The sequence below is a fragment of the Nonomuraea sp. NPDC052116 genome (assembly GCF_040680035.1).
Classification (GTDB): domain Bacteria; phylum Actinomycetota; class Actinomycetes; order Streptosporangiales; family Streptosporangiaceae; genus Nonomuraea; species Nonomuraea angiospora_A.
On record NZ_JBFAWA010000008.1, the window covers coordinates 1 to 25,255 of the forward strand.

The following is a 25,255-nucleotide window of genomic DNA, read 5'->3' on the forward strand; positions in this document are numbered from 1 at the left end:
AGGTCGAGGGCCACGCCATCTCCGTCGGGACGAATCCCGACGCATGAACCTGAACGACGACGTCGTTCAGCGCTGCCTGCGGCTCGGGCCGTTCCGCCAGCGTCATCCCGGCCGTTCCCGCGGCCTTGTCCGTCACCACAATCGCCTTCATCCGGAATCCCCCTGTCCGCGTATGACGTCATCTCCCGAGCGAGGTCGTACCCGAACACAAGTGGACCTTCACCGGCACCCGCCGGCCGGTCAAGACACTCATGGTGCGGATGGCTCGGGAGAACCCGACCTGGGGGCATAGGCGGATTCAGGGCGAGTCGGCCCGGCCGGGCTATCAGATCGCGGCCTCCACGGTGTCGGGGAGATCCTGCACGCCGCCGGCGTCGATCCGGCGCCTCGCCGGGCTGGGCCGACCTGGCGGCAGTTCCTGGCCGCTCAGGCCCACGCGATCGACGCGTGCGACTTCCTGGTGGTCGAGACGGTACTGCTCAAACGGCTGTATGTGCTGGTCGTCATCGAGCACGGCACTCGGCGGCTGCATCTGGGTGGGGTGACCGCGCGTCCGACCGGGGCGTGGACGGTCCAGCAGGCCCGCAACCTGGGGGAGCGCATCGCCGAGCTGCGGTTCTTGATCCACGATCGCGATCCGCTCTTCTCCTCCGCGTTCAGGGAGGTGTTCGCGGCCGAAGGGTTTCGGATCATCGCCGCCATGCCGCGGACGCCGAAGGTGAACGCGCGAGCGGGTCATCGGCACTCTGCGCCGCGAACTGTTGGACCGGATCCTGATCCTGCGCGAACGTCAGCTGGCGCAGGTGCTTCGCGCGTACCTGATTCACTACAACGGCACCAACGTCCCCCAGACACCGCACCGCGTCCTGCTCGCGACGTGACCGACCTCAACGACCTGCGATCCATCCACCGAAAACCCGTCGTCGCGGGCATGATCAGTGAATACCGCCACGCCGCTTAGCTGCAGCTCAGCCTACGTAACTCAATATTCGAGCGGCACAGGATGAGTCTGGCCAGGTTCCGTACTCGTGCCATAAGGGCGACAGTACTTGGCCATCGAGCGCGAAGAAAGGCGCAACGGTCTCCGCGCCGAACGTGTGGAGACCGCCGGGCGTGCGCACGATGACATGCGCGGTGGGAATCGAACCCATGACCATCGACAGCACTGCAGCTCGTATCTCAAACGAGTGCCAACAGCCCTGCCCAGCCGATCCGCTTATCCCTACCCCACCGAGCCCGCAGCTCGACGAGGCGCTTTCAACGTAACACGACGTCCTCGCCGTAGCACGGGCAACGACTATCTGGACGGCATACTGGTCCCCGGCGGTTTCGGTTACGCCGCGCGGGTGCCCGTCCTGGAATGGCTCAGCCAGGACGCGCAGGTGCGGCACGTGTCGTGGAACCTCACAGGTGGGAGATTTCTGGAGTACGTGGCCAACAGGTGGCGGCTTGCCATGATCCCGGAACTGGATCCGCACGCGCACGGCGCCGACCCTGCCGCACTCGTTGGCCGGCGCAAGCGGCAGCCGTCATGGCGGTCATCGAGGCGCGTACCGGAGCACGCCTGCCAGGCGACTGATTCGACGAACCCCGTCAGGTGGCCGCGGCACGCTGGTGTAGGCATCGATCCGGTCCACCCGCCTTCCACCCCGGCGCCGCTTCTCCGCCTGGCTGCCTGCGCAGCGGCACTCTGGGTCGGGCCGTGTCCCGCCGCGGCCTCAACTGCGCGTGCGGTTCAGCATGACCAGCCCGGCGATGAACGACCCGAGCAGGACCGGTGACAGGACCGCGAGGGCGCCCCACACAACGAGGCCGAGATAGCCGAGCGCGGACGAACTGTGCGTCGGGTCGGCGTCAGCGGCCGCGAACAGCCCCAGGCCGAGGACGACGCCGACCACCGTGAGCGCGATCGGCGTCCACAGCAGCACCCGGGCCCACACACGGTATGTCCGACTGTAGACACGCCGGGCCGCCGGCACATTCGGCCGCGGGGGATACCCGACGGATTCGCTCATGCCCCATTTGTACCAGCCGTGTAGGTCCCGCGCCGCCGGGGCCGGTCGTGGCGGTGCGGGGATCGTTAGTGGGTAGGACGCGGCGCCGTCGGGCCGCATCGCGACGACGCGGTCGCGCGAAAACAGCACGCCGACCGCGACGACGAGCTCAGCGCCCTCGCCGGGACTGCACCACGTCGACAGAGGGTGTATCTGCTCCGGTGGATGACCCCAAGCTGGTCAGGTGCGGGCCCAGACGTAACGACTTGCCGCCGGCCATCCGTTCTGAGCTTCTAACGGCTTCGGCAGTTGCCCGCGGGTGTTGGTCAGACAAGCGGCGCGGCTGCGCACCGAGCCGGATCCGATCACGGCAAACGATGGCCATGTGGGTACCCGTTGTCCAAACTATTTTGTTCCTTTCAGGCCGGCAGGCGCAGTGCTCCAGGCCGGTCGGTGAGGGCACCTTCTCCTTCCTGCGGATCCGTTCGCCGCCGCGGTATCTACCGGCGGCCTGGTGCTACGGTTGGCTCTCTAATACGCACATAAGGGGACGTATGTTCGGCATTGTCCGCCCGTGTCGGCACGTCCTGTGCAAAGGGCTCTACGCGGACTGGATGGGCCACCTGTGCGGGCTCTGCCTGGCGCTCCGCGACGAGCACGGACACCTGTCCCGTCTGGTGACCAACTACGACGGCCTGCTCGTGTCCGTCCTCACCGAAGCCCAGTCGCCCACGTCCGCGTCGCGCCGGAGGGCGGGCCCGTGTGCGCTACGCGGTTTCAAGGGCGCCGACGTAGTGGAGTCCGAGGGGGTACGGCTGGCGGCCTCGGTGTCGCTGCTCCTGGCGGCCGGTAAGGTGAGCGACCACGTGGCGGATGGGGACGGCGTGTACGCCCGCCGCCCGGTGGCCGCCGGCGCCACCCGCCTGGCGGGCCGCTGGTCCTCGGCCGGCACGGCCATGGCCGGCACGCTGGGGTTCGACCCCACCCCGCTGACGGCAGCGGCCGACCGCCAGGCCCTCCTGGAACGCGCCCCCGCCCAGGCGCCCCCGGGGAGCAGCGCGGCGCCCGGGTTACGGGCGTTGACGGGGCCCACCGAGGACGCCGTAGCCGCTGCGTTCGCGCACACCGCAGTGCTCGCGGGAAAGCCGCACAACCGGGAGGCCCTGGAGGCGGCCGGTCGCGGATTCGGGAAGCTGGCGCACCTGATCGACGCGGTGGAGGACCTGGCCGACGACCGGGCGTCCGGGGCGTACAACCCGCTGGCAGTCACCGGCACCGGCCTGGACGAGGCGCGCCGCCACTGCGACGCCGCGCACGCCGAGCTGCGCGCCGCCGTGGACGAGCTGGACCTGCCCCGCCCCGGCCTGACGCGAGCCCTGCTGGTGCGGGAGACCAGCAGCGCCGTCTCCCGAGCCTTCGCCATCGCTGCAACGCACGGCACCGGCCACCCGCCCGGCGACCCCGACGCGCCGCCGGGACAACGGCCGCCGAAGCGGGATCCCGGCGGGCTGCTGTCGCTGGCGTGCGCCGCGCTGACCTGCTGCACGTGCGGCCTGTACCGGCCCGCCTGGGACGAGGACCGCGAGGGCTCCTTCTGCGAGCGCTTCGACTGCTCCGGCTACGACTGCTGCGGCAACTGCTGCTCCTGCTGCCCGGGCGAGGATGGCTGTTGCTGCGACGGCTGCAGCTGCGGCTGCGACTGACCGCCGCGGGAGTCACGTCAGCAGGGTCTGGGCGATAAGCCCGGTGGCCGATGCCGAAGCGCCCGGTCAGGATCGCGACCCCCGGAGCGTGCCGTCAGACCCCAGCACCGGCGGTCAGCCGTGCTCAGTGCGTGCTCGTACGCCCCTTCTAATCCGACGGTCGCAGGTTCGAATCCTGCAGGGCGCGCTACTCCACCAGCGGAAACACCAGCCGCATCCACCTACTGCCGCGGCGTGAGGTAGAGCTGGGGCAAAGCTGAGTCACGCGCTGAGCTTTCGCCCCAGCGCGGACGCGGCGTTCAGCACCAGCTGGGCCGTCTCTTGGGCAGCTTGGTGGGCGGCCTCTGGCAGCGCTGAGACGTAGGTGTCGGCGGTGAGCACGATGCCGGCGCGCCCGAGCATCGCCTGCGCCACCTTCAGATCGGTGTACGCGGCCAGCGCCAGCCTGGCGGCGCCATGTCGCAGATCGTGCAGCCGGACCGGGGGCGGCAACCAGGCGGCGGAAGCGACCAGTGAGGTAGTCCGGCCGCAGCGGCGCTCCGTTTACAGTCGTGAACACTGCGCCTTTCAAGCTGCATATGAATACTCGTGGAGAACTCCGCCGAGCCGGTCTCTTCGGCGTATGTTCAGGTCGGTGATCCGCTCGGGGTCTGTGATCGGGGCCGGGACGGGAAGCAGCGGGGCCGCTTGGGCCCGGGCTTGGTGGGCGCCGTGCTGGTTGTGGATTCGTTCATACTCGCGCAGAACATGGCGCAGATGACGTTCGTTCCACAGCAGGTGACGGTCGAGGAGTTCGCGGCGACAGGACCGCACCCATCGCTCCATGATCGAGTCATGGCCAGCCGTTTAGATCGCGGTGAATCTGCCGTCCGCCGCGACCACGGTGCACGTGATGAGACCTGGAGCGCGGCCAGGCGAGGAAGCAGAGCACCTCGGGCTGGATCACTCGGCCGGGTGGCTGGGCACGGGCGGGGTCATGTCCGCATGACGGACGCGAGGAGCGCCAGCTTGTCGGCGCTGTCGGTGCCGGGGTCGGGGTCGAGGACGACGACTCTCTCACGACAACAGCGTCCGCCGACCGCGCGGGCTACCGATGCGGTGGCGGGCGAGGGTAGTTCCGCGGATCGCTAATCACGACGAGGATGCGGCGCGCACCGGTGAGCCGGCTCTGTGGCCGGTACCGACAGAGCGGAACGGCGTCACCTTTGAGAAGGGTTCGGGACGGGAGTGTGTTGAGGCGAGGGTGCCGGGTGGGCTGAAGAATGTTCATCGCCGGTCGTGGAATCCGGCTGACGTGAGTGGTTCGGGACACGATGACGACGGGGTGGGTCACGCTTCGCTCCAGGAGGGATGGGAGCTGATGAGCCTTCGCCAGTTCGAGTACGCCCTGGCGGTCGCGGCGGAGGGCTCGGTGACGGCGGCGGCGGAGTTGTTGCAAGTCGCCCAGCCGTCGATGTCCCAGCAGATCCGCAACCTGGAGCGTGACCTCGGCGTGACGCTGTTCGCCCGGACGTCGGCCGGACTGGTGCCCACCGCGGTCGGCCGGGCGTTCCTGAAGGAGGCGGAGGTCGCGGTGAACGCGGCTCGGCGGGCGCGGGCAACGGCGCGGGCCGGCGCGGATGACCTGGTGGGAGAGCTGGTCGTCGCGGCGCAGCTGGGCTTCGGCACGCGGCAGCTGCCGGGCGCGCTGAGCGTGCTGCGGCGCCGCTTCCCGCGGCTGGAGGTCACCGTCTTCGAGGAGTCGAGCTCCGCTGAGCTGGATCGGCTGTGCCGCAGGGGTGCGCTGGGCCTCGCCCTGATGGCCGCGTGCGAGCGGAGCCCCGCGGACGCCCACCGCCTCGGCGAGGAGGAGTTCGTCGTGGTGCTGGGCGCCGGGCACCGGCAGCTGGCCGCGGACCGGGTCGCGCTGCGCGAGCTGGAAGGGGAGCCGTGGGTCAGGTTCGACCGCGACAGCGCACTGGACGGCGTGCTGCTGGAGGTGTCGCGGAACGACGGACTGACCCCGGCCACGGTCGCCCGCGTGTCCCAGACGGCGACAGCCGTTCGGTGGGCCGCCCACGGCCTGGGGGTGACGCTCGTCCCGGCCTCCGCGGTGCCCCGCGGTTATGAGCAGCTCGCGCGTCCGGTGTTCCCGGCTGTGTCCCAGCCTGTCATCGCCGTGGTCCGGTCCGACGCGGGCCCGGCGGCGACCGCTCTGCTGGAGCTCCTGCGTCAGGAGACCTGGGACAGCTCCGCCACCTTTCGCCGGTCAGGCACTGAGGCCGGTGAGCTGCACGATGAGATTGCCGCAGTGAACGCCGCCGAACAGCTCGTGCTGTGATCGCTCGTTCCAATGAGCGTTCGAGGATGGTGTGAGGGAAAGGTGATCCGGCCCGCGGTGTGCCATGAGGCGTAGTGGCCGGGCGTGGGGCCGGTCAGAGTTGGGTGACTCCGCCGTCCACGGCGAGCTCGACGCCCGCGGTGTACGTCGCGTCGAAGGCGAGGAACGTGGCCGCGGTGGCGATCTCGTCGAGGGTGCCGAAACGCCGCATGGGATTGTCCGCGACGCGCTCCGCCTTGAACTGCTCGGCGTCGTCCTTGGTCATGGAGCGTTCCAGAATCCCCGTGTCGATGGGACCAGGGCTGATCGCGTTGACGCGAATCCTGCGCGGAAGCAGCTCGCGGGAGAAGCTGCGGGCCAGGGAGCGCACCGCCGCCTTGCCGGCCGCGTAGACACTGGTGTCCAGCATGCCGACGGCGCCGGCGACCGAGGTGGTGAGGACGACGCCGGCACCCGTGTTCAGCAGCGGGGCGAGCTTCTGCACGGTGAAGAAGGCGCCCTTGACGTTGATCGCGAACAGCTCGTCGTACACCTCCTCGGTCGTCGACTCGAAAGGCGTCAGGAGCGTGATGCCCGCGTTGACGAACAGGGCGTCGATCGTGCCGAGCTCGGCTTTCACCCGGCCTGCCAGGGCGTCCAGGTCGGACAGCGAGGACACGTCGCCGCGGAAGGCCACTACGTTCTCGCCCAACTGCTCCCGTGCGGCGTCGAGCGTGGCCTGAGAACGGCCAGTGATCACCACGCGGGCTCCGCCGTCCGCCAGGAACTTCGCGATCGCGAGCCCGATGCCGCTGCTGCCACCGGTGACCACTACATTCTTGTCGCTGTATTTTTCCATGCCATTATTCCTTCGTTGTTCGATGTGAAAGTACGACGCCGAATTTCTTTTCGGTGTCAGTTCCTGGGGTATTCGCCGCCGTCCACGGAGAAATAGGTCCCGGTGAGCCAGCTCGCCCGGTCGGACACGAGGAACAGCACCGCGTTGGCGATGTCGTCAGGCCGGCCGTCGCGCCCGAGCGGGGGTGTGGCGGTCGCGCCCGATTCCGCGTTGTCGCTCGCCCACCGCCTCCGCGTCTCCTCGCCGCCGGGCGTGGCGGTCCTGCCGGGGCCCAGGGCGTTGACCCGGACTCCGAACGGGGCCAGCTCCGCGGCCAGGGCCCGGCTGTAGCTCTCCAGCCCCGCCTTCGCCGCCTGGTAGTGCGCGAACGCCGGCACCGGCGGGAGGAGCGCGGCCGTGGAGATGTGCACGATCGCCCCCGATCCCCGTTCCCGCATCCCCGGTGCCAGCAGCGAGTTCAGTCGCACCGCCGCCAGGAGGTTCAGCTCCAGCGTGTCCTGCCAGTCCTCGGCGGGGATCGTCATGGCGCCGCCGCCCGCGTTGGCCCGCGCACCACCCGCGTTGTGGACCAGGATGTCCACCCCGCCGAGCGTCTCCTGCACGGCCGTGGCCACCGCCTCCGTCCCGGCCTGTGTCCGGATGTCGGCCGTCACGAAGGCGGCTCCCTCCGGCGCCGTGTACGTGGTCGACCTGGCGGTGGCCAAGACCTCGACGCCCGCGTCCAGGAGTTGGCGTACGACGGCCGCTCCGATTCCGCGGGAACCACCTGTGACCAGGGCTCGCTTTCCTTTAAGCTCTCGCGGCTCAGCTCCGTTTTCGACCGTGGTCATGCTGCCGTTCCTTTCGATTGTTTGCTCATTCGCTCGGCGCGGGCGCAGCGCGAATCTTTCGAGCAATCGCGGTGTGCGCCTCGTCGACCCGATTCACGGTATGTCCGGAAAAGAACGAGAGGCAAAGATGAATTATCAGCAGCTGCCATAGGGAATTCCTATGGGCGTCGCGGCTGCCGATGCCGCGAGGCCTGCTGTCGCCACAGTGTTCGCCCTGCCTGGGCCGGGGCTGCCCGGGTGGTGACGTCGGCGGCCTGGCCGTATGCTGCACGCTCTGACGCGACGCGTGGTATTCGGGCCGGGCAAGTCGCCGAAGATGTCGCGGTGCCGCCGACCGTGACGGTGGCGATGGAGCAGATCGCCGCCTCGATGCGCGAGGGCATGCTCGCCCTGGCGGTACAGGCCGGATTCCAGGTGATGACCTCCATGATGGAGGAAGCCGTCACCGCGCTGTGCGGGCCACGGGGCAAGCACAACCCCCCAGCGCACCGCCGTACGGCACGGCAGCGAGGCCGGATCGGTGGTGCTGGGCGGGTGCAAAGCCCCGATCCGGCGCCCGCGGGTGCGCACCGCCGATGGACGCGCCGAGGTGGCAATCCCCGCGTATGAGCTGTTCACCTCGGCCGACGTGCTGGAAGGCATGGCGCTGGACAAGATGCTCGGCAAGATCTCCACCCGCCGCTACCGGCTGGGCCTGGAACCGGTCGGCTCGACGGTGGAGGCCGCCGCCACCGGAACGTCGAAGTCGGCGATCTCGCGCCGGTTCATCGCCGCCACCGAGCACGCCCTGGCCGAACTGATGAGTGCCGACCTGTTGATGATCGATGGGGTGCACTTCGGCGAGCACACCTGCATCGTCGCGCTCGGCATCGGCATCGACGGCACCAAGCATCTCCTCGCGCTGGTGGAGGGCTCAACCGAGAACGCCACCCTGGCCGCCGAGCTCATCGTCGCCCCTGCGCGAGCGTGGCCTGAACGTCACCGCGCCGATCCTGGTCGTCCTGGACGGCTCCAAAGCGCTGCGCAAGGCCGTCATCGACGTCTTCGACCACCCGGTGATCGGCCGCTGCCAGCTTCACAAGATCCGCAATGTCCGCGACAAGCTGCCCGAGAAGCTGCGCGTCACCGTCGAACGGCGGATACGCGCCGCCTACCAGGCACCCACCGTCCTGCTCGCCGAGGCCGCCCTGACCTCGCCGGCCGCCGAGCTGGAACGCACCCACCTCGGCAAGCAGTTCCGCCGCGTCAACGGCTTCCTGCACCTGCCCAAACTCCGCCAAGCACTCCAACGGCAGGTCACCGAAGCGAACAACGCCACCGAGTGCTACAACGAGAACGCCGCCTGAACCACGGGGCTGCCACCCAAGTTCCACGAAGCTCGGGGCATCCTTGTCGAAAATTCAGGATCCGCTCACCGCGCGCAGCCTGGCCCGGTACACCTGGCGAGCCTGATCGTGCAGATCCCGGTGGGCGGCGCGCTGCGCGGCCGAGGCGAACGTGCCGTCCGCGTCCAGCAGCGGCTCCAGGAGGTCCAGCCAGCGCAGGCACCACTCGACGTCGGCCCGCCTGGCCACGTGATCCCCGATGTAGACCGGGCTGGTGTGCGCATAGGCGCCCCCAGGGTGCACTGACCGGGGATGCGGCCCGCCTCCCGCCACGGCCACCACGTAGGTCGGTTCGTGCACGGTGAGCTCGGCGGTGAGCAGGCCGGGCCCGCCCTCCGCGATTACGCCGTCGGCGGTCCTGAGCTGGAGCCACTCCACCTCGGGGCCGACAGTCCGCGCGGTGATCGTGACGGTGTCGCCCTCGGTCGGCCGCATCGTGTCGCCGGGCCGGTGGCCGCCGACGTCGAGCTCGAGCCAGGGGCCCGTGGTGGCGAACGTGCGGCCTCGGCGTACGGCTTCGGCGAAGGAAACGGCGGTCAGCGGCCCATCGACCCAGGCGTACACCCGCTCCCAGCCGGGCGGGCTCGACGCGGTGCCGCGCCGTGAAATGGACAGGACCGCGTCGGTGCCGGCGGTCACCGCGAGCCGGTTGCCAGCCCCGATGAGCCGGCGATAGACCACGGCGGTCGCCTGCATGGAGGAGTGGTTGAGCACGTCCAGGCTGTCGATCAGGCCGAGCGCCGCGTCCACCACGATCTCCCTGGCCGAGCAGTTGCGCCCGGCGGCGACGGCCCTGTCCGGCGGGTCGGTGTCGCTCAGATCGGTGTGGAACGGATGGCCGTAGCCGGTGACCGCGCCAAGGCCGCGGAGTTCCGCCAGCGGAGCGCTGTTGGGATGCGCGTCCGGACTGTCACCGAAGCCGCTGTGGAAGCGCGTGGGCATGCCGGTGAGGCCGAAGGCGCTGAAGTGTCCGAGCAGGTCGTTGCGGTATTCCACGCCGAACCTGGCGATGTGGCTCTCGTCCGACCACGGCAGGTCCCGCCCGACCCACTCCTCCAGCAGCTCCCGGTCGTAGACCCGCTTACCTGCCACGTTGCCCGCGACCAGGTTCAGCACGTGCAGGTCCTCGCCGATCTGCGCGGCGGCGGCCCGCTCGGGGGTCGCAGGTTCGTCGCCCATCCAGTTGAGGTGGACGTGCAGGTCGCCGCCGTACCAGCCGCGGGCGGCCGCGTCGTAGAGACGTTCGGGCGTCAGCTCGACGGTCAGCTCCTCTCCCGGCGCGGGCTCCACGTCCACCGTTGCCGAGCCGTACTCCATGCCGCGCGTCACGGACACTGTGAGGCGCTCCGCGGGAACGTCGACCTCCAGGTCGTCGCCGTGGAAGTACGGTCGCAGCTGGGCATCCAGAGCGCGGACGGCGCCCCGCGGATACCATCCCTGCCCGTCCCCACTGGTGACGGTCCACCTGCACGGGAACCCGGCGCGCAGCCGCACCCGGGCTGCGCGCGCCCGTCTGGTGAGCGCGCCGAGGTCAATCCGCTCTCCGGCGATCACCGTGCCGGCGCTGGTGATCGCCACCAGTTTGGCGCCTCCCGGTGGAACGACGTGCGCGACGCCGTCGACCGTCACGGTGACCTCCTCCGGCATGCCGGAGTCCAGCAGCAGCGTGGTCGAGAGCGGCGCGTCATCAAGTACGGCCAGCGTCCGGGCCTCCAACCGGTGCCCTTCGGGAGTGAGGCGCAGAGCCGCCAGGTTGTCCAGGACATCGCCACCCAGCGCGTCCCGTACCACGCCGTCCAGGTCGAGCTCGCCCATCCGCGCGTCCATGTCGCGGCGCGTCCCGCCGAGCTGGCGGAAGCAGGCGCTCCAGTAGTCGTAACCGTTCATGAGGTAGGCGCTCGTGTGCACCTCCCCGACGTAGGGGATCAGCTGCTCGCCCCACGTCACCCCATGGCGGTCGAGCAGGCGGCGGTAATCGTGCACGGACCCCTCCATCAGATCGCGGAAAGCAGAGCGCGGATGTCCTCGTCCCCGGGATCCAGACGCGCCGCGCGCTCCAGATCCGACCGCGCGCTCTCCTGTTCGCCCAGGTCCCGCAGGGCCACGGCCCGATTGAACAGGAAGGCGGGGCTCTCCTCCAGCTGGATGGCGCGCGTCAGATCCGCGACCGCTCCGTCCAGGTCGCCCATATCGTACGTCAGGACCGCTCGGCGGAGATCAATTCAGCGCCCCGTATCGATCGCATCACGATGCCGTCACCAGCCGGGAGACGCCTCCGATGGCACCACGATGGCCAAGTGATCTACTTAGAAGTGCCGAGTTTGGCAGGTAGGAGCGGGTCTCCTGCTAGATGGATGAGTCCTCCACTCAACCTGGGGCACACCAGAGAGCGGATGAGCTGATCATGGACGGTCGTGGAGAGACTGACTCCCGAATCTGCGACAGATTTGGGAAACGCCTCTGAGGCTCAGCGTGTGACGCGCAAGGCCCACTCGACTGAGTCCGGGGCCTGGATTCGTACCGTCAGGGTCTCCCTCTGGCCGAGGTCGAGCCGGTTCATGATGGGGCTGATCAGGTTGTCGAGGCAGGTGAAGGGCATGTTATAGCCCGGCTCGAGGATGATCTCCGCCTTGCCCTTTCCCCGGCAGTTGAACAGCACCCAGAGTTCGTTCTTTCCGGATGGGATGTCGCCGACGACCATGGACCCTCTTCTCGGCCCTGCCTTGAGGACGGTTTTCGTGCCCGCGTCCATGCCTGGCATGCGGAGCGGCGTGAGGTTGGGCGGTGGTGGTGTGGTCGCTGCGGTCTCGGTCGGGACGGCCGACGAGGTGGTGCCTCGCCGGTCCGGCACCGGATTCGCTGGAGGCGGAGCCGCGCAGGCCACCGCCAAGCCGATGACGGTCCAGGAAGCAAGGAGAGGCACTACCTGTCGGATTGTCATGTCGAGATCACCTTTGCTTGACGTACCAGCCGACCTGCCAGGGGGTCCACGCGGTCACGTGTCGCCGACGGCTTTGGCCGCAAACCTGGTAAATGCCGTTGGTCTTCTTGCGCCATACGCCGTACGTGGCGAGCGTCGTTTTGCGCGGCGGGGTCGGGACGGCGATCTGGTTCCCCAACGAGGCCGTCAGGCTTGTGGACAGGTTGACGCCTGCGGCCACTTCGGCGCCCGCGATGAGCCTGTCCACCTTCAGGCTGCCAGAGACGTTCCAGGAGATCGAGACGGTTCCGGACACCGTGGCGGTGAAGGTCGATGTGGCGGCGCGGGACGTTCCGTTGTGATTGGACTGCGTCGGGCCGACGGCCTTGTGGCTGTTGCTGTACATGGAGACCCGGTAGGTGGCGTCTCCCGTCCGGCAGGCCATGGTCATCGAGGGAGGGGCCTCTTTGGCGGGGAAGACTTCCGTCTCGTTGTCGTGTCCGACCACAACGTTGGGATTGTCCGGAAGCGGCTGAGGATCGTCGGCGAATGCCGGGGGCGCGCCCAGGCTGCTTCGGCCGGCAGGTGCGGGCATGACGCCGTTGCATCAGATCGCGGTGCCGGCGCTGGACGGTGTCCGGCCGGACGAGGAGCCGCAGCCGGCGCAGGACCTCGCGGGGCAACGAGGTCAGCAGGGCGGCAAGAAAGGCTCGGTCCTCAGGTGCGAACCTGACTCTGATGTCGGCGCCGAGTTGGCGTTCAAGGACGGTGATCTGGTGGCGCAGGGCAAGTATCTCTACGTCCTTGTCCCGATCGCCCATGGGCAGCAACCGCAGCGCGGCGAACGTGTTCGTGATGGTGAGGTAGGCCAGGCGAAGGAGCGCGGCTGATCATCATGCCGCACTTGGTTCCGTCTCCTGGACGGCCGGAGCTCGCGCACACCACGCGAAGCCCTCGCAGGGTCATGACCTGGGCGGATGCAATTATGGGCAGGTGCACTGCGCAGCGGCCTGAGGTCTCCTTGACCTATCACTTCAGTATTCGGCGAATATTCCCTCGGGGATGACCATGAATGACTTTGATCGCGACGAGTTTGTGAGCCTGGAAGAACAGATCCGGCGAACTCGGGAGATCCTTTGGAAGATGCCCTCTGCGCGACGATTCATTCAGGCGCTCGACGCGGAGGCCGAGCAAGACGGCGAAACCTACATCAGCATGTTCGAATATCTGCTCGAGATCGTTGCCGAAGTGTTTATGCCAGCCGTGGAGGAGAACGACGACAAGGACGTGATCAGGTCCTTCCTCGACATCTGCGAAGAGCTTCTCAGCATGAACAGCAGCCTCCTTGGGGAAAATGTCGACGATCTCGTGGCAAAGCTGCTCATTCGACATTATCCTCATCTTATTTCGCAGAGCGGCCCGCAGCTACAGGAACTCATCGCCACTCACTGAGACGATTCAGAACTCCAACAATTCGGCCATCTGCATCAGTGCACCTATGGGACAGCCAACATCATCATGGCCCCAGCTTCCTGCGGATGAGCGTGGCAAGGGGTGGCGCGGGCCTGCTCCAGCATGCCGACCAGTCAGAGTTCGTGCAGGGTCGCATCGGCGGGGTCGCCTACGACCGTGACTCATTTGGGTGTTGATCGTTAGTCGCAGTGTGCCGACCGTCTTTCCCTGGTCGGCGCGAGTAGTCGACCAATGGGTGAACGAGTTTCGTGACCTGTTCCCGACATCCCGTAGGGGGACCGCCCTACAGCGCGGACGCCCTCGCCGCCAAGCTGACGGCGACCCCGCCTGGGGAAAGGCAGCAGTTCGGACCGCCGCCGACGGCCGCCTGCGGCTGACCACGACGGGCCCCTGTTAGCCTCGGCTTTCGCGGTGAATTTCGCGCGGGTTGATCGACTACATGAGAAAAGTGCTTCTGAACTGGGAGGATGGGGCTTGTCTAGTCCTGTCCACGCCAGATCAAGAAGCACTTTCCACGTGGAGACCATCGCCTCCCACCGCACCGCCTCCGCCGACGGCTCCGGGCTGCTGTCCCACGCCGGAAGCCTGCTGCCGCTCAAACCCTGCACGTCACCGGGCTGGACCGGACGCTGTCGGCGCAACTGGAGCGCTGGCGGCCCGGGCGGGCGGTGCACGACCCCGGCAAGATCGTGGCCGACCTGGCCATCGCCCTCGCCCTCGGCAGGGACTGCCTGGCCGACATCGCCCTGCTGCGCGCCCAGCCTGAGCTGTTCGGCCCCATACCCTCCGACCCGACCGTCTCCCGCCTGATCGACCGGCTCGCCCGTGACGAGGTCAAAGCCTCAAAGCCCCGCGCCCCTCGCCCGCCAGCGCGCCTGGGAACTGGCCGCAACCGCGGCGCCGGGCAGCGACGGCGAGCTGATCCCGCTCGACCTAGATGGTTGATTCCAAGGGGTGTTGGGATCAGTGTCGTAGGCGATGAGGGAACAGGCTGTGGGTTGGTCGGTCGCCCCTACGACCAGGAACGACACCCGCGGGCCCGTGCAACCCCGCCCACCCGGCGCGGCGCGACGGCCGGGCCGGCGGGCGGACTACAGCGCGCATTCAACCCTCAGCCGGATCGTTCAGCAGAATCGAGGCTAGCTACTCGGAGTGGGCCGCCGGAGGCGCGATAGGACGTCGTGCCGCAGGGACGTCCTGCGCCGGTTGAACTCGGCGCAGGTGTTCGAGCTCTGGTCGACGTTCTGCATGTGGTTGGCCCGTCAGGGTGACCCAAGAGGTGCACGTCTTCGTCGGCCCGCTTGCCGACGCCTGGCTCCAGGCCGCTGCCACCGACGATGACGTGCGCGCCGCCCTGGGCACTGTGGACGCCCTCACCTGGGCGGACGCGCTCTCCGACGGTCTGGCCACCCTCGTTGGCGAAGGCAGCCACCGCCTGACCGGAGCCCAGCGCCAGCCGCTCGCTCTGGCCCGACTGGTGCCGGCCAACCCCGCCGTGGCGGTCCTCGCCGAGGCGGGCAGCGTCGGCCCCGCGCGGTGGAACACGCCGTGGACAGCGCCATCGACGGCAGGACCGCCCTCGACGTCGCCCACCGCCTCACCCCACCGACAGTGTCGTCCTCCTGAAGGACGGGCGTAGCGTGGAACGCGGCTCCCACCGTGACCTGCACGCGGCAGGCGGCCGCTACGCCGCCCGCCGAGTCACCTGGACCGACCGGCGCCCGCAGCAGGACGATGAACTCGTCGCCGCCCTCAGAACCACATCATGGGCCCGTCATCTGACGGATTCAGCGCGGTGAGTGACGAGGCCAGCCTGCTCGTCAGGTCGGCGATCACCAGCTCGGTCAGGGTGCCGGGGAAGGTGTGCCGGTCGAATTCGACGTCCCAGAGCATGCTCCACCGGTCGGGGTCCGGATCGCGGGTGTCCCACCAGATGGTCTCGCGGCCTTCGGTGTTCGCGCACCACAGCAGCCCTCCTGGTGCGGGATGCACGGCCAGCACCTCGTCTTCCTCCCAGTCGAGATATTCGACCTGCTCTTCGTGCTGCTGTTGGAGTTCCTCCGGATGTCCGATCGTGATGCCGTTGATCCCGATCGTCCCGTACGCCTCGAACAGCCGCTTGTAGTCGCTCGGAAGCCGCAAGCCGAGTGACCGCTCGATGGCGGGCCAGTGGTAGGTGTGGCCACCGGCCCGCGGCTCTCCGATGATCGTCGCCAACTGCGCCAGCGCGTCTCGCGGTGCCTCCCCGGCAGACGCCGCGGAGGCGGCGGGATCGATGCCCGGCGGGAACAGCATGCGCGGACGCGGCACCGCCGACAGTGACAGCACCGGCAGATCCAGCCGCCCGTCCAGCCACCGGTCGAGAAACCCTGTGGCGCTGTACGGCAGCCGTTGCCATCCCAGGCCGTCGGCATCGACCAGCACCACCGGCCACTCGGCCGGCTCGCCGCTGACAGGAAGCCACCAGCATGTCTCACCCCCGTCGAACACACCCCACAACCGCAAGCCGCCGGGCTCGGGCGCGATCGGTGACGGGACCACCCGCTCGCCCGCCGCCCGCCGTGTACGCAACCGTTCGCTCACGACGGCCTCCTCCGCATTGAGGTCGAAGCCCTCCGGCGCGCCCGGAGCGAGCAGCCGCAGCGCGTCGGCCAGCCGTCCCACGCCGTACTCGCCGATCAGCGCGGCGTAGTCCTCGGGCACCCCTGTGGTCGCCTCGACCCTCGCCGCCTGCGCGGCGACTTCGAGAGCGAGCCGCACTCCCGGGAAGGAGACCCTCTCCGGCACATCCGCTAGCACGAGTGGGGCGAACTTCCAGGCGTACGGAGGCGACATCGCGGGCAGCGCTTCCCCTAGGTGCAGGCTGCCGCTCACCCTTGCGGCGAGCACCTCCGTCGTGGATGCGTCCACCAGCCTCCACGTCTCATCCGGCCAACGCTGGGTGAAGACCCTGGTCGGCCAGTTGTTCGGGTCGGCCGACACCGAGGTGTCCCAGAAGTAGTACTCGCCTCCGCGCGACTCACCCCATACCAGGAGCCCACCGGGTTCGGGATGAAAGGCGAACGGGTGAGTCGGCGGATCACCGGCACGGATGCTGCGCTGCAGCCCCTGCCGCTGGTCGAGCTGGTGGAAATAGCCGCCGCGCTCGGAGTGATGGGGCACTACGACCCAGATCCACTCTCCGACCAGCACGGGTCCGTACCTGTCTGCGAACTGTTTGTAATCGTCGGGAAGCCGGAGTCCGAGCCACCGTTCAATGCCGGGCCAGTCGATGGGGAAGGGGGCAGGGGGCGGCGGGCCGATGACGGCGGCCAGGGCGGCAAGATCCATGCAGGGATTGTGCTGCACCGCATCCGGTCCGTGCGGCGGTGGGAAGACCTTGAAGAGATTTGTAGCCGGCTCCGCGAGGCTACAGGCACATCGAAAATCGCAGGGCCTGACGGGCCCCACCTGGAACATCATGAGTGTGATCGCCGCAAGCCTGTTCATCTCCCTCGACGACGTCGTCGAGGAGCCGGCGGAGTGGCGTTTCCCGTACTTCCACGACGAGATGGCCGCCGCCGTGACGGCGCAGATGGCCGACGCCCTGCTCCTGGGGCGCAAGACCTACGACAGCTTCGCCGGAGCGGATGGCTAGAGGAGCCGCGCGATCTCGGAGGCGGCGCTGAGTACGAGTGGGGCGATCTCGTTCTCATCCCGCGCTCCGATGGTCACCACGCCCACACTGGCGTTGGCCGGGCGCCCTGCTGTGATGATCGGGGCGGCGACACCCCATGCCCCCGGCTGCAGCTCACCTGCGGTGACCGAGTAGCCGATGGCGCGGGCCTGGGTTATCGCCGGGCGTTCCTCGGGCAGGGGCGGGCGGCCGGCCAGGATGGCGATGCCTGAGGCGCCGCGGTTCACGGGATGACGGGTGCCGGCGCGATAGCTGACGTGGATCTGTGACACGCGCGGCTCGGCCACGGTGAGCACGACCGCCTGACTTTCGTCGATGTCGAGCACCGTGATGAAAGCGGTGGCGTTGCAGGCGTCGGCCAGCACCTGGAGCGCGGCGGAGGCCGCGCTGCGGAGCCTGTGCTGCACGGCGGCGTTGAGCTCGACGATGCCGAGGCCGAGGGTGAAGCGGGTGCCGATCCGGGCGGCCAGCCGGTGGTTGCCGAGTGCGACCAGATGGCGGGAGACGGCGTTGCGATGGATCCCGGCCAACTGGGCGAGCTCGGTGATCGTCAGCCCGTCCGGGTGGTCCTTGAGGATCTCCAGGAGCCGTAGGCCGGTGTCGATTGTCTTCGAGCCCGCCGTGGAGGCGGCCGTGTTCCGCTGATCAGGAGTCATTCGATGCCTAGGCGAGGTGCGGGGGTGTAGCGCAGGGGCAGGTGCTTGACGCCGCCGATGAAGTTCGACACCAGCCGGACAGGCGGCCCGGAGAGTTGGACGTCCGGCAGCCGCCAGAGCAGCTCCCGGTAGAACGCTCGAAGCTGCAGCCGGGCGAAATGGGAGCCGAGGCACACGTGCGGTCCGTCCCCGAACGAGACGTGGTCATTGGGCTGGCGTGCGATGTCGAAACGCATCGGATCGGGGAAGCGCCGCTCGTCGAAGTTGGCGGCACCGTGGAAGACGACGACTTTGTCGCCCGCGGCGATGTGGCGCTCGGCCACGACGGTGTCGCGTACGGCGGTACGGCGGAAGCTGAGAACAGGGGGATGCCAGCGCAGCATTTCCTCGATGGCCGAGCCGAGGAGTTCGGGCTGGTCGAGTAGGCGACGATGCTGGTCCGGATGGCCGAGCAGGGCGAGCATCCCGCCCGGCAGGGCCGACCGTACGGTGTCATTGCCCGCGATGACCAGGAGAAAGAAGAACATCGACAGCTCGGGATCGGTAAGACGCTGCCCGTCTACCTCGGCCGTGGCGAGCGCGGTCATGACGTCGCTTGCCGGATTCCGTCGCTTGTAGGCGGCGAGCGAGTGAGCGTACTCGAACATGTCGGTGAGCATTGCCGGCGATCGTGGGTTGACCGGCTTGCTGTCCGGGCCGTGGACGGTGGTCGCGTGGTCGGGATCCTGGTAGCCGATCACGCGGTTGGTCCACTCCAGGATCTGGCCGCGATCCGCGGGCGGGATGCCGAGGAGGTCTGCGAGATTGTGGATCGGGTAGTCGTCGGTCACGTCCGCCGGCAGGTCGCACTCGCCCCGCTCGACGATCTCGTCGATGAGCAGTCGTGCCCGTGCCGCGACGCTGCTGGTGAAGCGTTCGATGCGGCTGGCGGTGAACACGCCGGAGACGATCCGCCGGAGCCGGCCGTGGTCCGGCGGATCGAGGTTGAGCATCATCCGCCGGATGAACGACAGGTCAGCGGGGTCCGGGTCACGGATCTGGGTGGCGCCGAGCCAGGAGCTGAACTCGGTGGGCGTGCGCAGCACGCGTACGACATCCGCATGGCGGGTCACCGCCCAGAACCCAGGGCCTGCGGGCCAGTCACCGACCTCGTGCTCCTCCTGCCAGTGCACGGGGTCATGGTCACGCAGCCAGCGGTACGTACCGTGCGGGATGCCTTGTGCGTAGATACGCGGGTCGAACACGTTGGCTGTCGTACTCATGTCGATCACAAGAGGTCGTCAGGCGGCGAGGAAACGTTCGACGGCGGAAACCAGAGCCAACGGTGTCTCGTCCATCGCGTAGTGACCGGCGTCCGCGAATGTCAGCAGTTCGGCGTTCGGGTACCACTGCAGCCACGTGGCCCGCATGACATCGGCGGAGAGCGCGGGGTCGTGCTCGCCGGCGATGAGGAGCACCGGCGTGGTCGTGCCGACCACTTCAGTGTGGAAGTCGGTGCGGGCCCAGGCGTCCAGGTAGGCCCGGTAAGCGATCACCGTGGACGTCCGCAGCGAGTTGTCCACCATCTCGTCGAGCCACGTGCTCGGAAGCCGGTTGCCGGTGGTGAGATCGATGATCGCGCGACGGTTGGCGGGCTCCTCGGCGGCGCCGGAGAACAGCGCCCACCCCTCGTCGTCGAACGGTACGCCCGAGGCCGGCACCGGAGAGATGCCGACAAGCTTGCGGACCCGGCCGGGCGCGTCCAGCATCACCCGCTGCATCGCCGTCCCGCCCATCGAGTGCCCGATCAGGGAGAAGGTCTCCCAATCCAGCTTGTCGGCGAGCGCGATCACATCGGCGGCGATCTCGGCGAGGGTGTACTCGCCGGTGAGGTCGCGAGCCTGGCCGTACCCACGGTAGTCGGGGAAGGCGTAGGTGAAGGCATCGCCGTTCAGGTAGGGCCGGATCTTCCTGAAGGAGCTGTGGTCTCCGAACCAGCCGTGCAACGCGATTACGCGGTGCGGCCCCGAGCCGAGGACGTCGTGGGGAAGGGCGAGGGGGGACATGACGGATTCTCCTTAGCGGATGCGGGGTGGTCGGCGGGTGGCGTCTCGCCCGCACGCCGGGTGCCGTCGAGGCATTCCAGGCTGAACCAGACGTACTTGCCGTTTTCGTGCTGTACAGCGCCCCACTGGTCGGCCTGCGCCTCAACAAGGAACAGCCCGCGTCCGCTTTCGGCGAGGAAGTCGGGGGCTCGCTGTGTGGGGAGGGTCGGATCGTGGTCGCAGACCGCCAGCCAGATTATGGCGCCCCCCACTCGTACGTTGATCCTTATGTCGCAGGATCCGCGAGCGGGTGGGACCGCGTGCTGGACTGCGTTCGTGACCAGCTCGCTGGTCAGCTCGGCGATCGTCGCCTCGCGGGCGGGGGAGAGAGGCAGATCCCAGGAGGCGAGCATGGCCGATACCCAGCGGCGGGCGATGGATGACGCGATCGGTGAGCGGGGCAGATCGCACCAGCGGGAGAGCAGCCGGGGCGTGAGATCGGTGACGACATTCACGGCGCGCTCGCTGCGATGGGTGGTAAATGGCAGGTCAGCGTGCCACTAGGGCATTGCGTGATGTTCCTGTCGCCGGAGGCTCCCGGTCCCACGCCGCCCTCCATGGGGCGCCTTGAAAGGGCTGTGGCGCGTCCGAACTCGGGTTTCAGACGATGAATCGCGAACACGGCGTGGATTTCTCCCAGATGCCCAAATATTGGGCGTGATGGTCAAAAGATGGGCGTGCAGCGAGGAAAGCATCGGCCGAAAAAAGGCTGTTGTCAACGTGAATGACAGAAGATGTGGATCATTTGTGGTCGTGGCGGTACCGCTCGGCAGCGAGGAGCGCTTCCGCCTGAACTCGTCCCAGCGCCGCGATCGTGGACTGCCCGCCAAGCCGCCCTGGGGGCAGTCCCTACGCGCGGCCGGCTCGTGCCGCCCTCATGATCCGAAGATTGCTTGACGAGGGGGCCGTGAGACGCCGCGCCTTCGTCAACCGCCTCGGTGCGGCCTGCGCCTGCCGATAACTACGTCCATGCGGGTCAAACGGCATGTGAGTACTCGTGAAAGATTCCGCCGAGCCGGTCTTGTCGGCACACGTCCAGGCCGACGATCCGCTCTGGATCCGTGAACGGATCGGGGACGGCGCGCAGCGGCGTTGCTTGATCCAGGGCTTGATGGGCTCGGTGCTGGTTGTAAAACCGTTCGTACTCGCGCAGTACGTGACGTAGGCGGCGCTCACCGTGATCGTCGAGGAGTTCGCGGCGGCAGGACTGCACCCACCGCTCCATGATCGAGTCATCTGCGGCTACCTGGATACCGGTGAGCACGGTCTGGATACCTGCGTCGGCGAGGATCTCCTCCACGAGAGCAGGAAACTTCCCTGTGCGGCGCCAAAACGCCGATGCTGTTGCTGAGCTGGGCATTTGCAAGGCGGTCAGGCTGCTCTGTGGTACTCGCTGGTCAGTCCAGTGACAGTCCTTCGACGGTGGATTCGGGCGGTCGTGTCGATCACTTCGCTGGGGTCGTGCATCGGCGGGCGGAGCGAATGGCCCTGATGGGGGCGATGCTGGTTGAAGTGGCGTTCATACGCGGCCAGAACTGTACGGAGGTGCCGTTCGCCGTAGATGATCAGGTGGTCGAGGCATTCGCGTCGAAGTGTGCCGACGAACCGCTCGGCGTCGGATGAGCCGTGGCGCCGCCAGGACCCGGCGGACCGTCCCTTCTCCCACGCTGTGGCCAAGACCGAGGAGTTGGCCCTGGATGCGCCGATGTCCCCATCGTGGATTCTCTCGCGCCAACTGGATGATCAGATCGCGGATCTCTTCGGATATTGGGGCCGGCCCTGCTTGGCGGGGTAGGTCCACTTCTCCTTGACCAGCCTGCGGTGCCAGGCGAGCAGCGTGCCGGGCGTCACGATGCGATGCAGCCGAAGGCGTGTGGGTAACAACCTGGCCGGCGCGGCCAGCAGTGCCCGATCGGCCCAGTTCGGCCTGGGCTGGGCGACCTGGCGATGCAGCACCGCGATCTCAGGCCGCAACACCAGGATCTCCACCTCGTTGGCGGCGCTGCCCCGTGTGAGCAGCACCAGCCAGCCGACCACCCTGACCACCAGCAGATACAGAAGTCGAAACAGCACGAGAGTCGAGCCTGGAAGACCAGGCAAGACCCACTGCATCAGTTCTGGCGCCGGACAGGGTCAGCCCGGCGCTGTCTGACCGCATGGCCCCAGGTGGTCGCAGTACGGCTGAAGACGGCTCTGTCCGCAACCACACAGAATGGCCCTGGTCTCCGCGCGTGGGCCTGCCGCCGTGTCCATGCTCAACTCGCCGCGCGCGATCAACTGTCCGACGGAGTTGCGCGTGATCCGCGTGGGCCGGTCCGGAATCTCCGCCCCTCCGTCCACGAGTTCGTACTGCAGCGCACCTGAAGGACAGCGCCGCACCACTTCGGCCAGGCGCTCGGCCTCGGCGCCGTCCGGCCGGATCCACGGGCGCTCACCCAGGTCGAAGACCTCCGGCAAACCGTGGACGCATTCGGCGGCGTGCAGGCAGCGCCTGGCCTCGAATGTCACGGTGATCGACTGGCCCTCGTACGCCTTCTTCTCGGTTCTGCTGCTCATACCGGCCTCCGTCGCTGCCATGCCCGGTGTTCAGTCGCTGACTCTGCTGCGGGACTGATACAGCAGGTCCTGGTACTCGGGGTGCCGGGCGATCCACCCCGCGAAGAACGGACAGGTCGCCAGCACCCGCAGGTTCGCGGCGCGTGCCTCGTCGAGGGCGGTGCGAACCAGCGCTGCCCCAACCCCCCTGCCCTCGTACTCCGGCGAAACCTCGGTATGCACGAACGCGACGAGTTCTGTCGTACGGATGTATTCCGCGACGCCCGCGACCTTGGACCCTCCCTCGACCCGAGCCTCGTACCGCTTGGCCTCGGGAACGTCAATCACTTCCACTGACATGTGTCCTCCATACGCCTTCCGCGTGGGCCTTGTTCCACGCCAATCCAATCAAGTTAATGTATCAACTCGAAAATTAGCAAGCTCCACATACGCTTGCCGCAATTTCGGCGCCCCGCCTTGAGATGAGCGCTCGCAGGGAGCCTGCGCACCAGGGCGCTTCCGAGAATCTGGACAACGTCCCAACGTTGAGCGATTCGAATACGGGTCGACGAAATATCCGGCGGCCCGTATTCGAAAGGCTTTGGTTGGCCTCCGTCGCTCGGCGGCGATATCTTCCGCATGGGGAAGATGAGCCCTTGGCTCTGAACCTGACATCACCCATGACGGCCAGGAAGGCCTCCTCCCGCGCGTACGCTGAGATGCTGGCGTCGTCGAAACCGCCGGTCACTTCGACAGCTTGGGCAGCCACCCGCATCTGGGTGCCGGCGAAGGGAACCAGGTAGTCGACCGGCCCGTGCCTGATAGGCGTTCAGCAGTTCCTCGAAGCCCGCGGCGCCCAATACTCGTAGTTCACGACACCGTTGAGCAACGGGCCGGGCTCTGTCCGCACCGCTGTGCTCCGCGGACCGAACATGGCACCGCCGACCATCTTCGGCCGAAATTCATGAGAACGAAGCGCCCGCACCAGACCTGTCGAGTCGGCCAGACAGGAACACAGCAACAAACACATCACTGCCGCTTTCGGCGACCGCGTCGATGACGGGCGCAAAATCCTCGGTCGACAATGGATACGCTGCCTCATGGGCCACCTTCATGCCGTATTTCTCAGCATTCGCCTTGGCGTCGATAATGGGATTGCGCGACCCGTACGCGGTGTGGCCCCAGTTATCGCTGGACAGCAACCGGGAGTTCGGCAACAGCCGGCTTGTCGAGACGGCCCCGGCGTAGTTCGTCGCCGGGTCCCAGAAGCTGCCGACCACCAGCACCGGCGCGGCGGTACGCCGGTCGAACGGGCCGGTGTACGCGTCCTCGTCCCGCACGGTCCAGGTGCTGCCAGCGCACGCGCTGTCGTTCCGGGCCAGCGCGCTGCCGAAGTGTGGGGCGGCCTTCTCCCGGGCGGCCACGGCGGCCGGCCACCGCGCGGCCTCGGCCGGGAACAGGCCGTCGGTGCAGAGGATGGCGAAAGCCGAATCAACGTGGTTGTCGTACGGCGCGTTGCCGTCCGGCCCGATCGTCGCGGCGGCCTCGAGTCGTTGGAGGAGGGCTGTGGAATCGCCGTCGAGCGCGGCCCAGATCTCGGCCGCGAGGGTGGTGGCCTCTTCACCGGCGGTCGGCAGGTTCAGGCCGTCGAAAACCGCTAAGACGAAGTCCGCGTATGTGAGCGTGACACCCTCCAGTACCAGCGGCTTTGCCTTGAGCTTGCGGGTGATGGTGTCGAAGTTCCGCACCGGGTCGCCGGCCGCGAAGACGCAGGCCGTCTCGCCGGCCTTGTCGCAGGGCCGGAGGATCTCGGTCAGCGCCCTGGCCGAGCCGCCCGAGGAGTTGATCCGCTCGTCCAGGATCTGCCGGGTGTTGACCACCCAGGACCGGGCGTCGAGCACGCCGTCGACGACGAGGGCGCGGAACCGGCCGGGGAACATGTTGGCGTAGTACTGGCCGAGGACGCTGCCGTAGCTGAGGCCGAGGTAGGTCAGCTTCCTGTCGCCGACCGCGCGGCGGAGGACCTCGTGGTCGCGGGCCACCTCGGCGGTGGACATCGCGCCGGACAGCGGCTTGCCGGTGGTGGAGCAGGCTCGGCCGTACTGCTCCGAGCCCTTGATGTACGCCTGCTTCTCGGCCTTGGTGACCGGGATGCTGGGGCCGCCCGGGTTGACGAACAGGCTGCCGATCTTGTTCGCCTGGTCTTTGGCTTTGACCCGGAGGACGGCGACCTCGGTGGTGGCGCCACGCGGCTGGTCGTAGTCCAGCGGCAGCCGGACCGTGGCGCACTCGGCGATCTCGAAGCATGCCGACCAGGCCGGCACGGGCGTCGGCACCGCGTCGACCTCACGGCTCTCCGCCGCGCTGGTCCGATCCGGCGAGACCGCAGCGGCCGGCGACGGAGCGGTGGTATCCGCGAAGGCGCCGCCGGCAGTGACGATCGTGCCGGCCAGCGCCGCGATCACACCCCCGGCGACAAGCCGTCTTCCGGCGTTCATGGGGCGTCCCCTTCGTCGATGAGCGAGCGACAGTGACCCACCTGATTTGCAGATGGTCGACGGCAAGCCGACAGTGTGTTGTAGGAACAAAGTCAAGTTCGCAACATGGAGATGGCCGGCGTTGCGGCTCTCGACGATCGAACAGCGTGGGCACTGACCAGCGGTGCCGCCGGCACGATGGCCGCAGTCCGTACCCAGTCCGGCCCCTCGGGCCCGGAGGGACGGTCGGTTCGCGTAAAGAAACGCGGTCGCAAATGGCGCACAAACCCACGCGTCGGCCGCCGATGGGCTCATGAGCACGGATCACTGGGCCGTGCATGGACACCGACGACTGGTTGGCCGA

The 25,255-nt window shown here is 68.1% G+C and carries 27 protein-coding genes and 2 pseudogenes; 8 read left to right on the forward strand and 21 right to left on the reverse strand.

Annotated elements, in window-relative coordinates; translation table 11 throughout:
• Positions 1-325: 325 nt before the first annotated feature.
• Both AB0L65_RS16745 and AB0L65_RS16750 read right to left on the reverse strand, forming a co-directional pair.
• Positions 326-739, reverse strand: coding sequence for a hypothetical protein (locus AB0L65_RS16745; protein ID WP_364245806.1), 414 nt, complete (start codon positions 737-739; stop codon positions 326-328).
• A 979-nt stretch (positions 740-1,718) separates the two neighbouring features.
• The gene (locus tag AB0L65_RS16750) at positions 1,719-2,015 is read right to left on the reverse strand and encodes a hypothetical protein (RefSeq protein WP_364245808.1); all 297 of its coding nucleotides are present in this window, start codon (positions 2,013-2,015) and stop codon (positions 1,719-1,721) included.
• Positions 2,016-2,548: 533 nt separating this feature from the next.
• On the opposite strand from AB0L65_RS16750, the gene AB0L65_RS16755 reads away from it, so the two are divergent.
• A complete protein-coding gene (locus tag AB0L65_RS16755; protein WP_364245811.1) occupies positions 2,549-3,697 on the forward strand; it encodes a DUF5685 family protein in 1,149 nt (382 codons plus the stop codon).
• A 261-nt stretch (positions 3,698-3,958) separates the two neighbouring features.
• Here AB0L65_RS16755 and AB0L65_RS16760 read toward each other — a convergent pair whose 3' ends face one another.
• Complete coding sequence (locus AB0L65_RS16760) at positions 3,959-4,189, reverse strand: hypothetical protein (protein ID WP_364245814.1); 231 nt, start codon at positions 4,187-4,189, stop codon at positions 3,959-3,961.
• 868 nt (positions 4,190-5,057) lie between these two features.
• Between AB0L65_RS16760 and AB0L65_RS16765 the strand changes: the two genes are divergently transcribed.
• Positions 5,058-6,017, forward strand: a complete 960-nt coding sequence (locus AB0L65_RS16765) for a LysR family transcriptional regulator (protein ID WP_364245817.1) — start codon at positions 5,058-5,060, stop codon at positions 6,015-6,017.
• 94 nt (positions 6,018-6,111) lie between these two features.
• Here AB0L65_RS16765 and AB0L65_RS16770 read toward each other — a convergent pair whose 3' ends face one another.
• On the reverse strand, positions 6,112-6,855 hold the full coding sequence (locus AB0L65_RS16770; RefSeq protein ID WP_364245820.1) for an SDR family oxidoreductase: 744 nt from the start codon (positions 6,853-6,855) through the stop codon (positions 6,112-6,114).
• Between the two features lie 56 nt (positions 6,856-6,911).
• A complete protein-coding gene (locus tag AB0L65_RS16775; RefSeq protein ID WP_364245823.1) occupies positions 6,912-7,685 on the reverse strand; it encodes an oxidoreductase in 774 nt (257 codons plus the stop codon).
• Positions 7,686-7,976: 291 nt separating this feature from the next.
• Between AB0L65_RS16775 and AB0L65_RS16780 the strand changes: the two are divergent.
• A pseudogene (locus AB0L65_RS16780) lies at positions 7,977-9,031 on the forward strand (transposase).
• Between the two features lie 54 nt (positions 9,032-9,085).
• Here AB0L65_RS16780 and AB0L65_RS16785 read toward each other — a convergent pair.
• The 4 genes from AB0L65_RS16785 to AB0L65_RS16800 all read right to left on the reverse strand — a co-directional run bounded on the left by AB0L65_RS16785 (position 9,086) and on the right by AB0L65_RS16800 (position 12,585).
• Positions 9,086-11,053, reverse strand: a complete 1,968-nt coding sequence (locus AB0L65_RS16785; RefSeq protein ID WP_364245826.1) for a CehA/McbA family metallohydrolase — start codon at positions 11,051-11,053, stop codon at positions 9,086-9,088.
• A gap of 11 nt (positions 11,054-11,064) precedes the next feature.
• A complete protein-coding gene (locus tag AB0L65_RS16790) occupies positions 11,065-11,259 on the reverse strand; it encodes a tetratricopeptide repeat protein (protein WP_364245828.1) in 195 nt (64 codons plus the stop codon).
• Between the two features lie 278 nt (positions 11,260-11,537).
• Complete coding sequence (locus tag AB0L65_RS16795; protein WP_364245831.1) at positions 11,538-12,011, reverse strand: hypothetical protein; 474 nt, start codon at positions 12,009-12,011, stop codon at positions 11,538-11,540.
• A 7-nt stretch (positions 12,012-12,018) separates the two neighbouring features.
• Positions 12,019-12,585, reverse strand: coding sequence for a hypothetical protein (locus tag AB0L65_RS16800; protein ID WP_364245834.1), 567 nt, complete (start codon positions 12,583-12,585; stop codon positions 12,019-12,021).
• On the opposite strand from AB0L65_RS16800, the gene AB0L65_RS16805 reads away from it, so the two are divergent.
• From AB0L65_RS16805 to AB0L65_RS16820, 4 genes and pseudogenes are all read left to right on the forward strand, one after another.
• A complete protein-coding gene (locus AB0L65_RS16805) occupies positions 12,584-12,880 on the forward strand; it encodes a hypothetical protein (RefSeq protein WP_364245837.1) in 297 nt (98 codons plus the stop codon). The two genes, AB0L65_RS16800 and AB0L65_RS16805, sit on opposite strands and share 2 nt — an antisense overlap.
• Before the next feature lie 172 nt (positions 12,881-13,052).
• Positions 13,053-13,442, forward strand: coding sequence for a hypothetical protein (locus AB0L65_RS16810; RefSeq protein WP_364245840.1), 390 nt, complete (start codon positions 13,053-13,055; stop codon positions 13,440-13,442).
• A 537-nt stretch (positions 13,443-13,979) separates the two neighbouring features.
• Positions 13,980-14,293: pseudogene (locus AB0L65_RS16815) on the forward strand (transposase); the annotation flags it as partial.
• Positions 14,294-14,742: 449 nt separating this feature from the next.
• The gene (locus AB0L65_RS16820) at positions 14,743-15,102 is read left to right on the forward strand and encodes a hypothetical protein (RefSeq protein WP_364245843.1); all 360 of its coding nucleotides are present in this window, start codon (positions 14,743-14,745) and stop codon (positions 15,100-15,102) included.
• Positions 15,103-15,215: 113 nt separating this feature from the next.
• Here the strand turns inward: AB0L65_RS16820 and AB0L65_RS16825 are convergent, their stop codons facing one another.
• Positions 15,216-16,793 carry an SMI1/KNR4 family protein gene (locus tag AB0L65_RS16825; protein WP_364245847.1) on the reverse strand — a complete coding sequence of 526 codons (1,578 nt, stop codon included), beginning with the start codon at positions 16,791-16,793 and terminating at the stop codon, positions 15,216-15,218.
• 136 nt (positions 16,794-16,929) lie between these two features.
• On the opposite strand from AB0L65_RS16825, the gene AB0L65_RS16830 reads away from it, so the two are divergent.
• Positions 16,930-17,100 (forward strand): hypothetical protein, encoded by a 171-nt coding sequence (locus AB0L65_RS16830; RefSeq protein ID WP_364245850.1) that lies wholly within the window; start codon positions 16,930-16,932, stop codon positions 17,098-17,100.
• On the opposite strand, the gene AB0L65_RS16835 is transcribed toward AB0L65_RS16830, so the two are convergent.
• The 11 genes from AB0L65_RS16835 to AB0L65_RS16885 form a co-directional block, all read right to left on the reverse strand.
• Positions 17,097-17,795: a helix-turn-helix domain-containing protein gene (locus AB0L65_RS16835; protein ID WP_364245853.1), complete on the reverse strand. Its 699-nt coding sequence runs from the start codon at positions 17,793-17,795 to the stop codon at positions 17,097-17,099. The genes AB0L65_RS16830 and AB0L65_RS16835 overlap by 4 nt on opposite strands.
• Positions 17,792-19,057: a cytochrome P450 gene (locus AB0L65_RS16840; protein WP_364245856.1), complete on the reverse strand. Its 1,266-nt coding sequence runs from the start codon at positions 19,055-19,057 to the stop codon at positions 17,792-17,794. Before AB0L65_RS16840 ends, AB0L65_RS16835 begins: the two co-directional genes overlap by 4 nt.
• Before the next feature lie 18 nt (positions 19,058-19,075).
• Positions 19,076-19,840, reverse strand: a complete 765-nt coding sequence (locus AB0L65_RS16845) for an alpha/beta hydrolase (RefSeq protein ID WP_364245858.1) — start codon at positions 19,838-19,840, stop codon at positions 19,076-19,078.
• Entirely contained in the window at positions 19,786-20,334 is a 549-nt protein-coding gene (locus AB0L65_RS16850; RefSeq protein WP_364245861.1) for an ATP-binding protein, read from the reverse strand. The genes AB0L65_RS16845 and AB0L65_RS16850 overlap by 55 nt, the downstream gene beginning before the upstream one ends.
• 521 nt (positions 20,335-20,855) lie before the next feature.
• Complete coding sequence (locus tag AB0L65_RS16855; protein WP_364245863.1) at positions 20,856-21,179, reverse strand: integrase core domain-containing protein; 324 nt, start codon at positions 21,177-21,179, stop codon at positions 20,856-20,858.
• Between the two features lie 71 nt (positions 21,180-21,250).
• On the reverse strand, positions 21,251-21,448 hold the full coding sequence (locus AB0L65_RS16860) for a hypothetical protein (protein ID WP_364246646.1): 198 nt from the start codon (positions 21,446-21,448) through the stop codon (positions 21,251-21,253).
• The gene (locus AB0L65_RS16865) at positions 21,399-21,680 is read right to left on the reverse strand and encodes a helix-turn-helix domain-containing protein (protein ID WP_364245866.1); all 282 of its coding nucleotides are present in this window, start codon (positions 21,678-21,680) and stop codon (positions 21,399-21,401) included. Before AB0L65_RS16865 ends, AB0L65_RS16860 begins: the two co-directional genes overlap by 50 nt.
• On the reverse strand, positions 21,623-21,952 hold the full coding sequence (locus AB0L65_RS16870; RefSeq protein WP_364245868.1) for a hypothetical protein: 330 nt from the start codon (positions 21,950-21,952) through the stop codon (positions 21,623-21,625). The genes AB0L65_RS16865 and AB0L65_RS16870 overlap by 58 nt, the downstream gene beginning before the upstream one ends.
• Positions 21,953-22,012: 60 nt before the next feature.
• On the reverse strand, positions 22,013-22,435 hold the full coding sequence (locus tag AB0L65_RS16875) for a (4Fe-4S)-binding protein (protein WP_364245871.1): 423 nt from the start codon (positions 22,433-22,435) through the stop codon (positions 22,013-22,015).
• Positions 22,436-22,465: 30 nt separating this feature from the next.
• Positions 22,466-22,774, reverse strand: coding sequence for a GNAT family N-acetyltransferase (locus tag AB0L65_RS16880; protein WP_364245874.1), 309 nt, complete (start codon positions 22,772-22,774; stop codon positions 22,466-22,468).
• A 602-nt stretch (positions 22,775-23,376) separates the two neighbouring features.
• On the reverse strand, positions 23,377-24,912 hold the full coding sequence (locus AB0L65_RS16885) for an alpha/beta fold hydrolase (protein ID WP_364245877.1): 1,536 nt from the start codon (positions 24,910-24,912) through the stop codon (positions 23,377-23,379).
• Positions 24,913-25,255 lie beyond the last annotated feature (343 nt).

Bases quoted from the DNA above. Each gene is read 5' to 3' on its own strand.
- AB0L65_RS16800 (WP_364245834.1), bottom strand. From the start codon at position 12,585: ATGCCCGCACCTGCCGGCCGAAGCAGCCTGGGCGCGCCCCCGGCATTC.
- AB0L65_RS16810 (WP_364245840.1), top strand. From the start codon at position 13,053: ATGACCATGAATGACTTTGATCGCGACGAGTTTGTGAGCCTGGAAGAA.
- AB0L65_RS16845 (WP_364245858.1), bottom strand. From the start codon at position 19,840: ATGTCCCCCCTCGCCCTTCCCCACGACGTCCTCGGCTCGGGGCCGCAC.
- AB0L65_RS16770 (WP_364245820.1), bottom strand. From the start codon at position 6,855: ATGGAAAAATACAGCGACAAGAATGTAGTGGTCACCGGTGGCAGCAGC.
- AB0L65_RS16805 (WP_364245837.1), top strand. From the start codon at position 12,584: ATGACGCCGTTGCATCAGATCGCGGTGCCGGCGCTGGACGGTGTCCGG.
- AB0L65_RS16825 (WP_364245847.1), bottom strand. From the start codon at position 16,793: ATGGATCTTGCCGCCCTGGCCGCCGTCATCGGCCCGCCGCCCCCTGCC.
- AB0L65_RS16795 (WP_364245831.1), bottom strand. From the start codon at position 12,011: ATGACAATCCGACAGGTAGTGCCTCTCCTTGCTTCCTGGACCGTCATC.
- AB0L65_RS16775 (WP_364245823.1), bottom strand. From the start codon at position 7,685: ATGACCACGGTCGAAAACGGAGCTGAGCCGCGAGAGCTTAAAGGAAAG.
- AB0L65_RS16790 (WP_364245828.1), bottom strand. From the start codon at position 11,259: ATGGGCGACCTGGACGGAGCGGTCGCGGATCTGACGCGCGCCATCCAG.
- AB0L65_RS16755 (WP_364245811.1), top strand. From the start codon at position 2,549: ATGTTCGGCATTGTCCGCCCGTGTCGGCACGTCCTGTGCAAAGGGCTC.
- AB0L65_RS16765 (WP_364245817.1), top strand. From the start codon at position 5,058: ATGAGCCTTCGCCAGTTCGAGTACGCCCTGGCGGTCGCGGCGGAGGGC.
- AB0L65_RS16880 (WP_364245874.1), bottom strand. From the start codon at position 22,774: ATGTCAGTGGAAGTGATTGACGTTCCCGAGGCCAAGCGGTACGAGGCT.
- AB0L65_RS16885 (WP_364245877.1), bottom strand. From the start codon at position 24,912: ATGAACGCCGGAAGACGGCTTGTCGCCGGGGGTGTGATCGCGGCGCTG.
- AB0L65_RS16745 (WP_364245806.1), bottom strand. From the start codon at position 739: ATGACCCGCTCGCGCGTTCACCTTCGGCGTCCGCGGCATGGCGGCGAT.
- AB0L65_RS16835 (WP_364245853.1), bottom strand. From the start codon at position 17,795: ATGACTCCTGATCAGCGGAACACGGCCGCCTCCACGGCGGGCTCGAAG.
- AB0L65_RS16875 (WP_364245871.1), bottom strand. From the start codon at position 22,435: ATGAGCAGCAGAACCGAGAAGAAGGCGTACGAGGGCCAGTCGATCACC.
- AB0L65_RS16750 (WP_364245808.1), bottom strand. From the start codon at position 2,015: ATGAGCGAATCCGTCGGGTATCCCCCGCGGCCGAATGTGCCGGCGGCC.
- AB0L65_RS16840 (WP_364245856.1), bottom strand. From the start codon at position 19,057: ATGAGTACGACAGCCAACGTGTTCGACCCGCGTATCTACGCACAAGGC.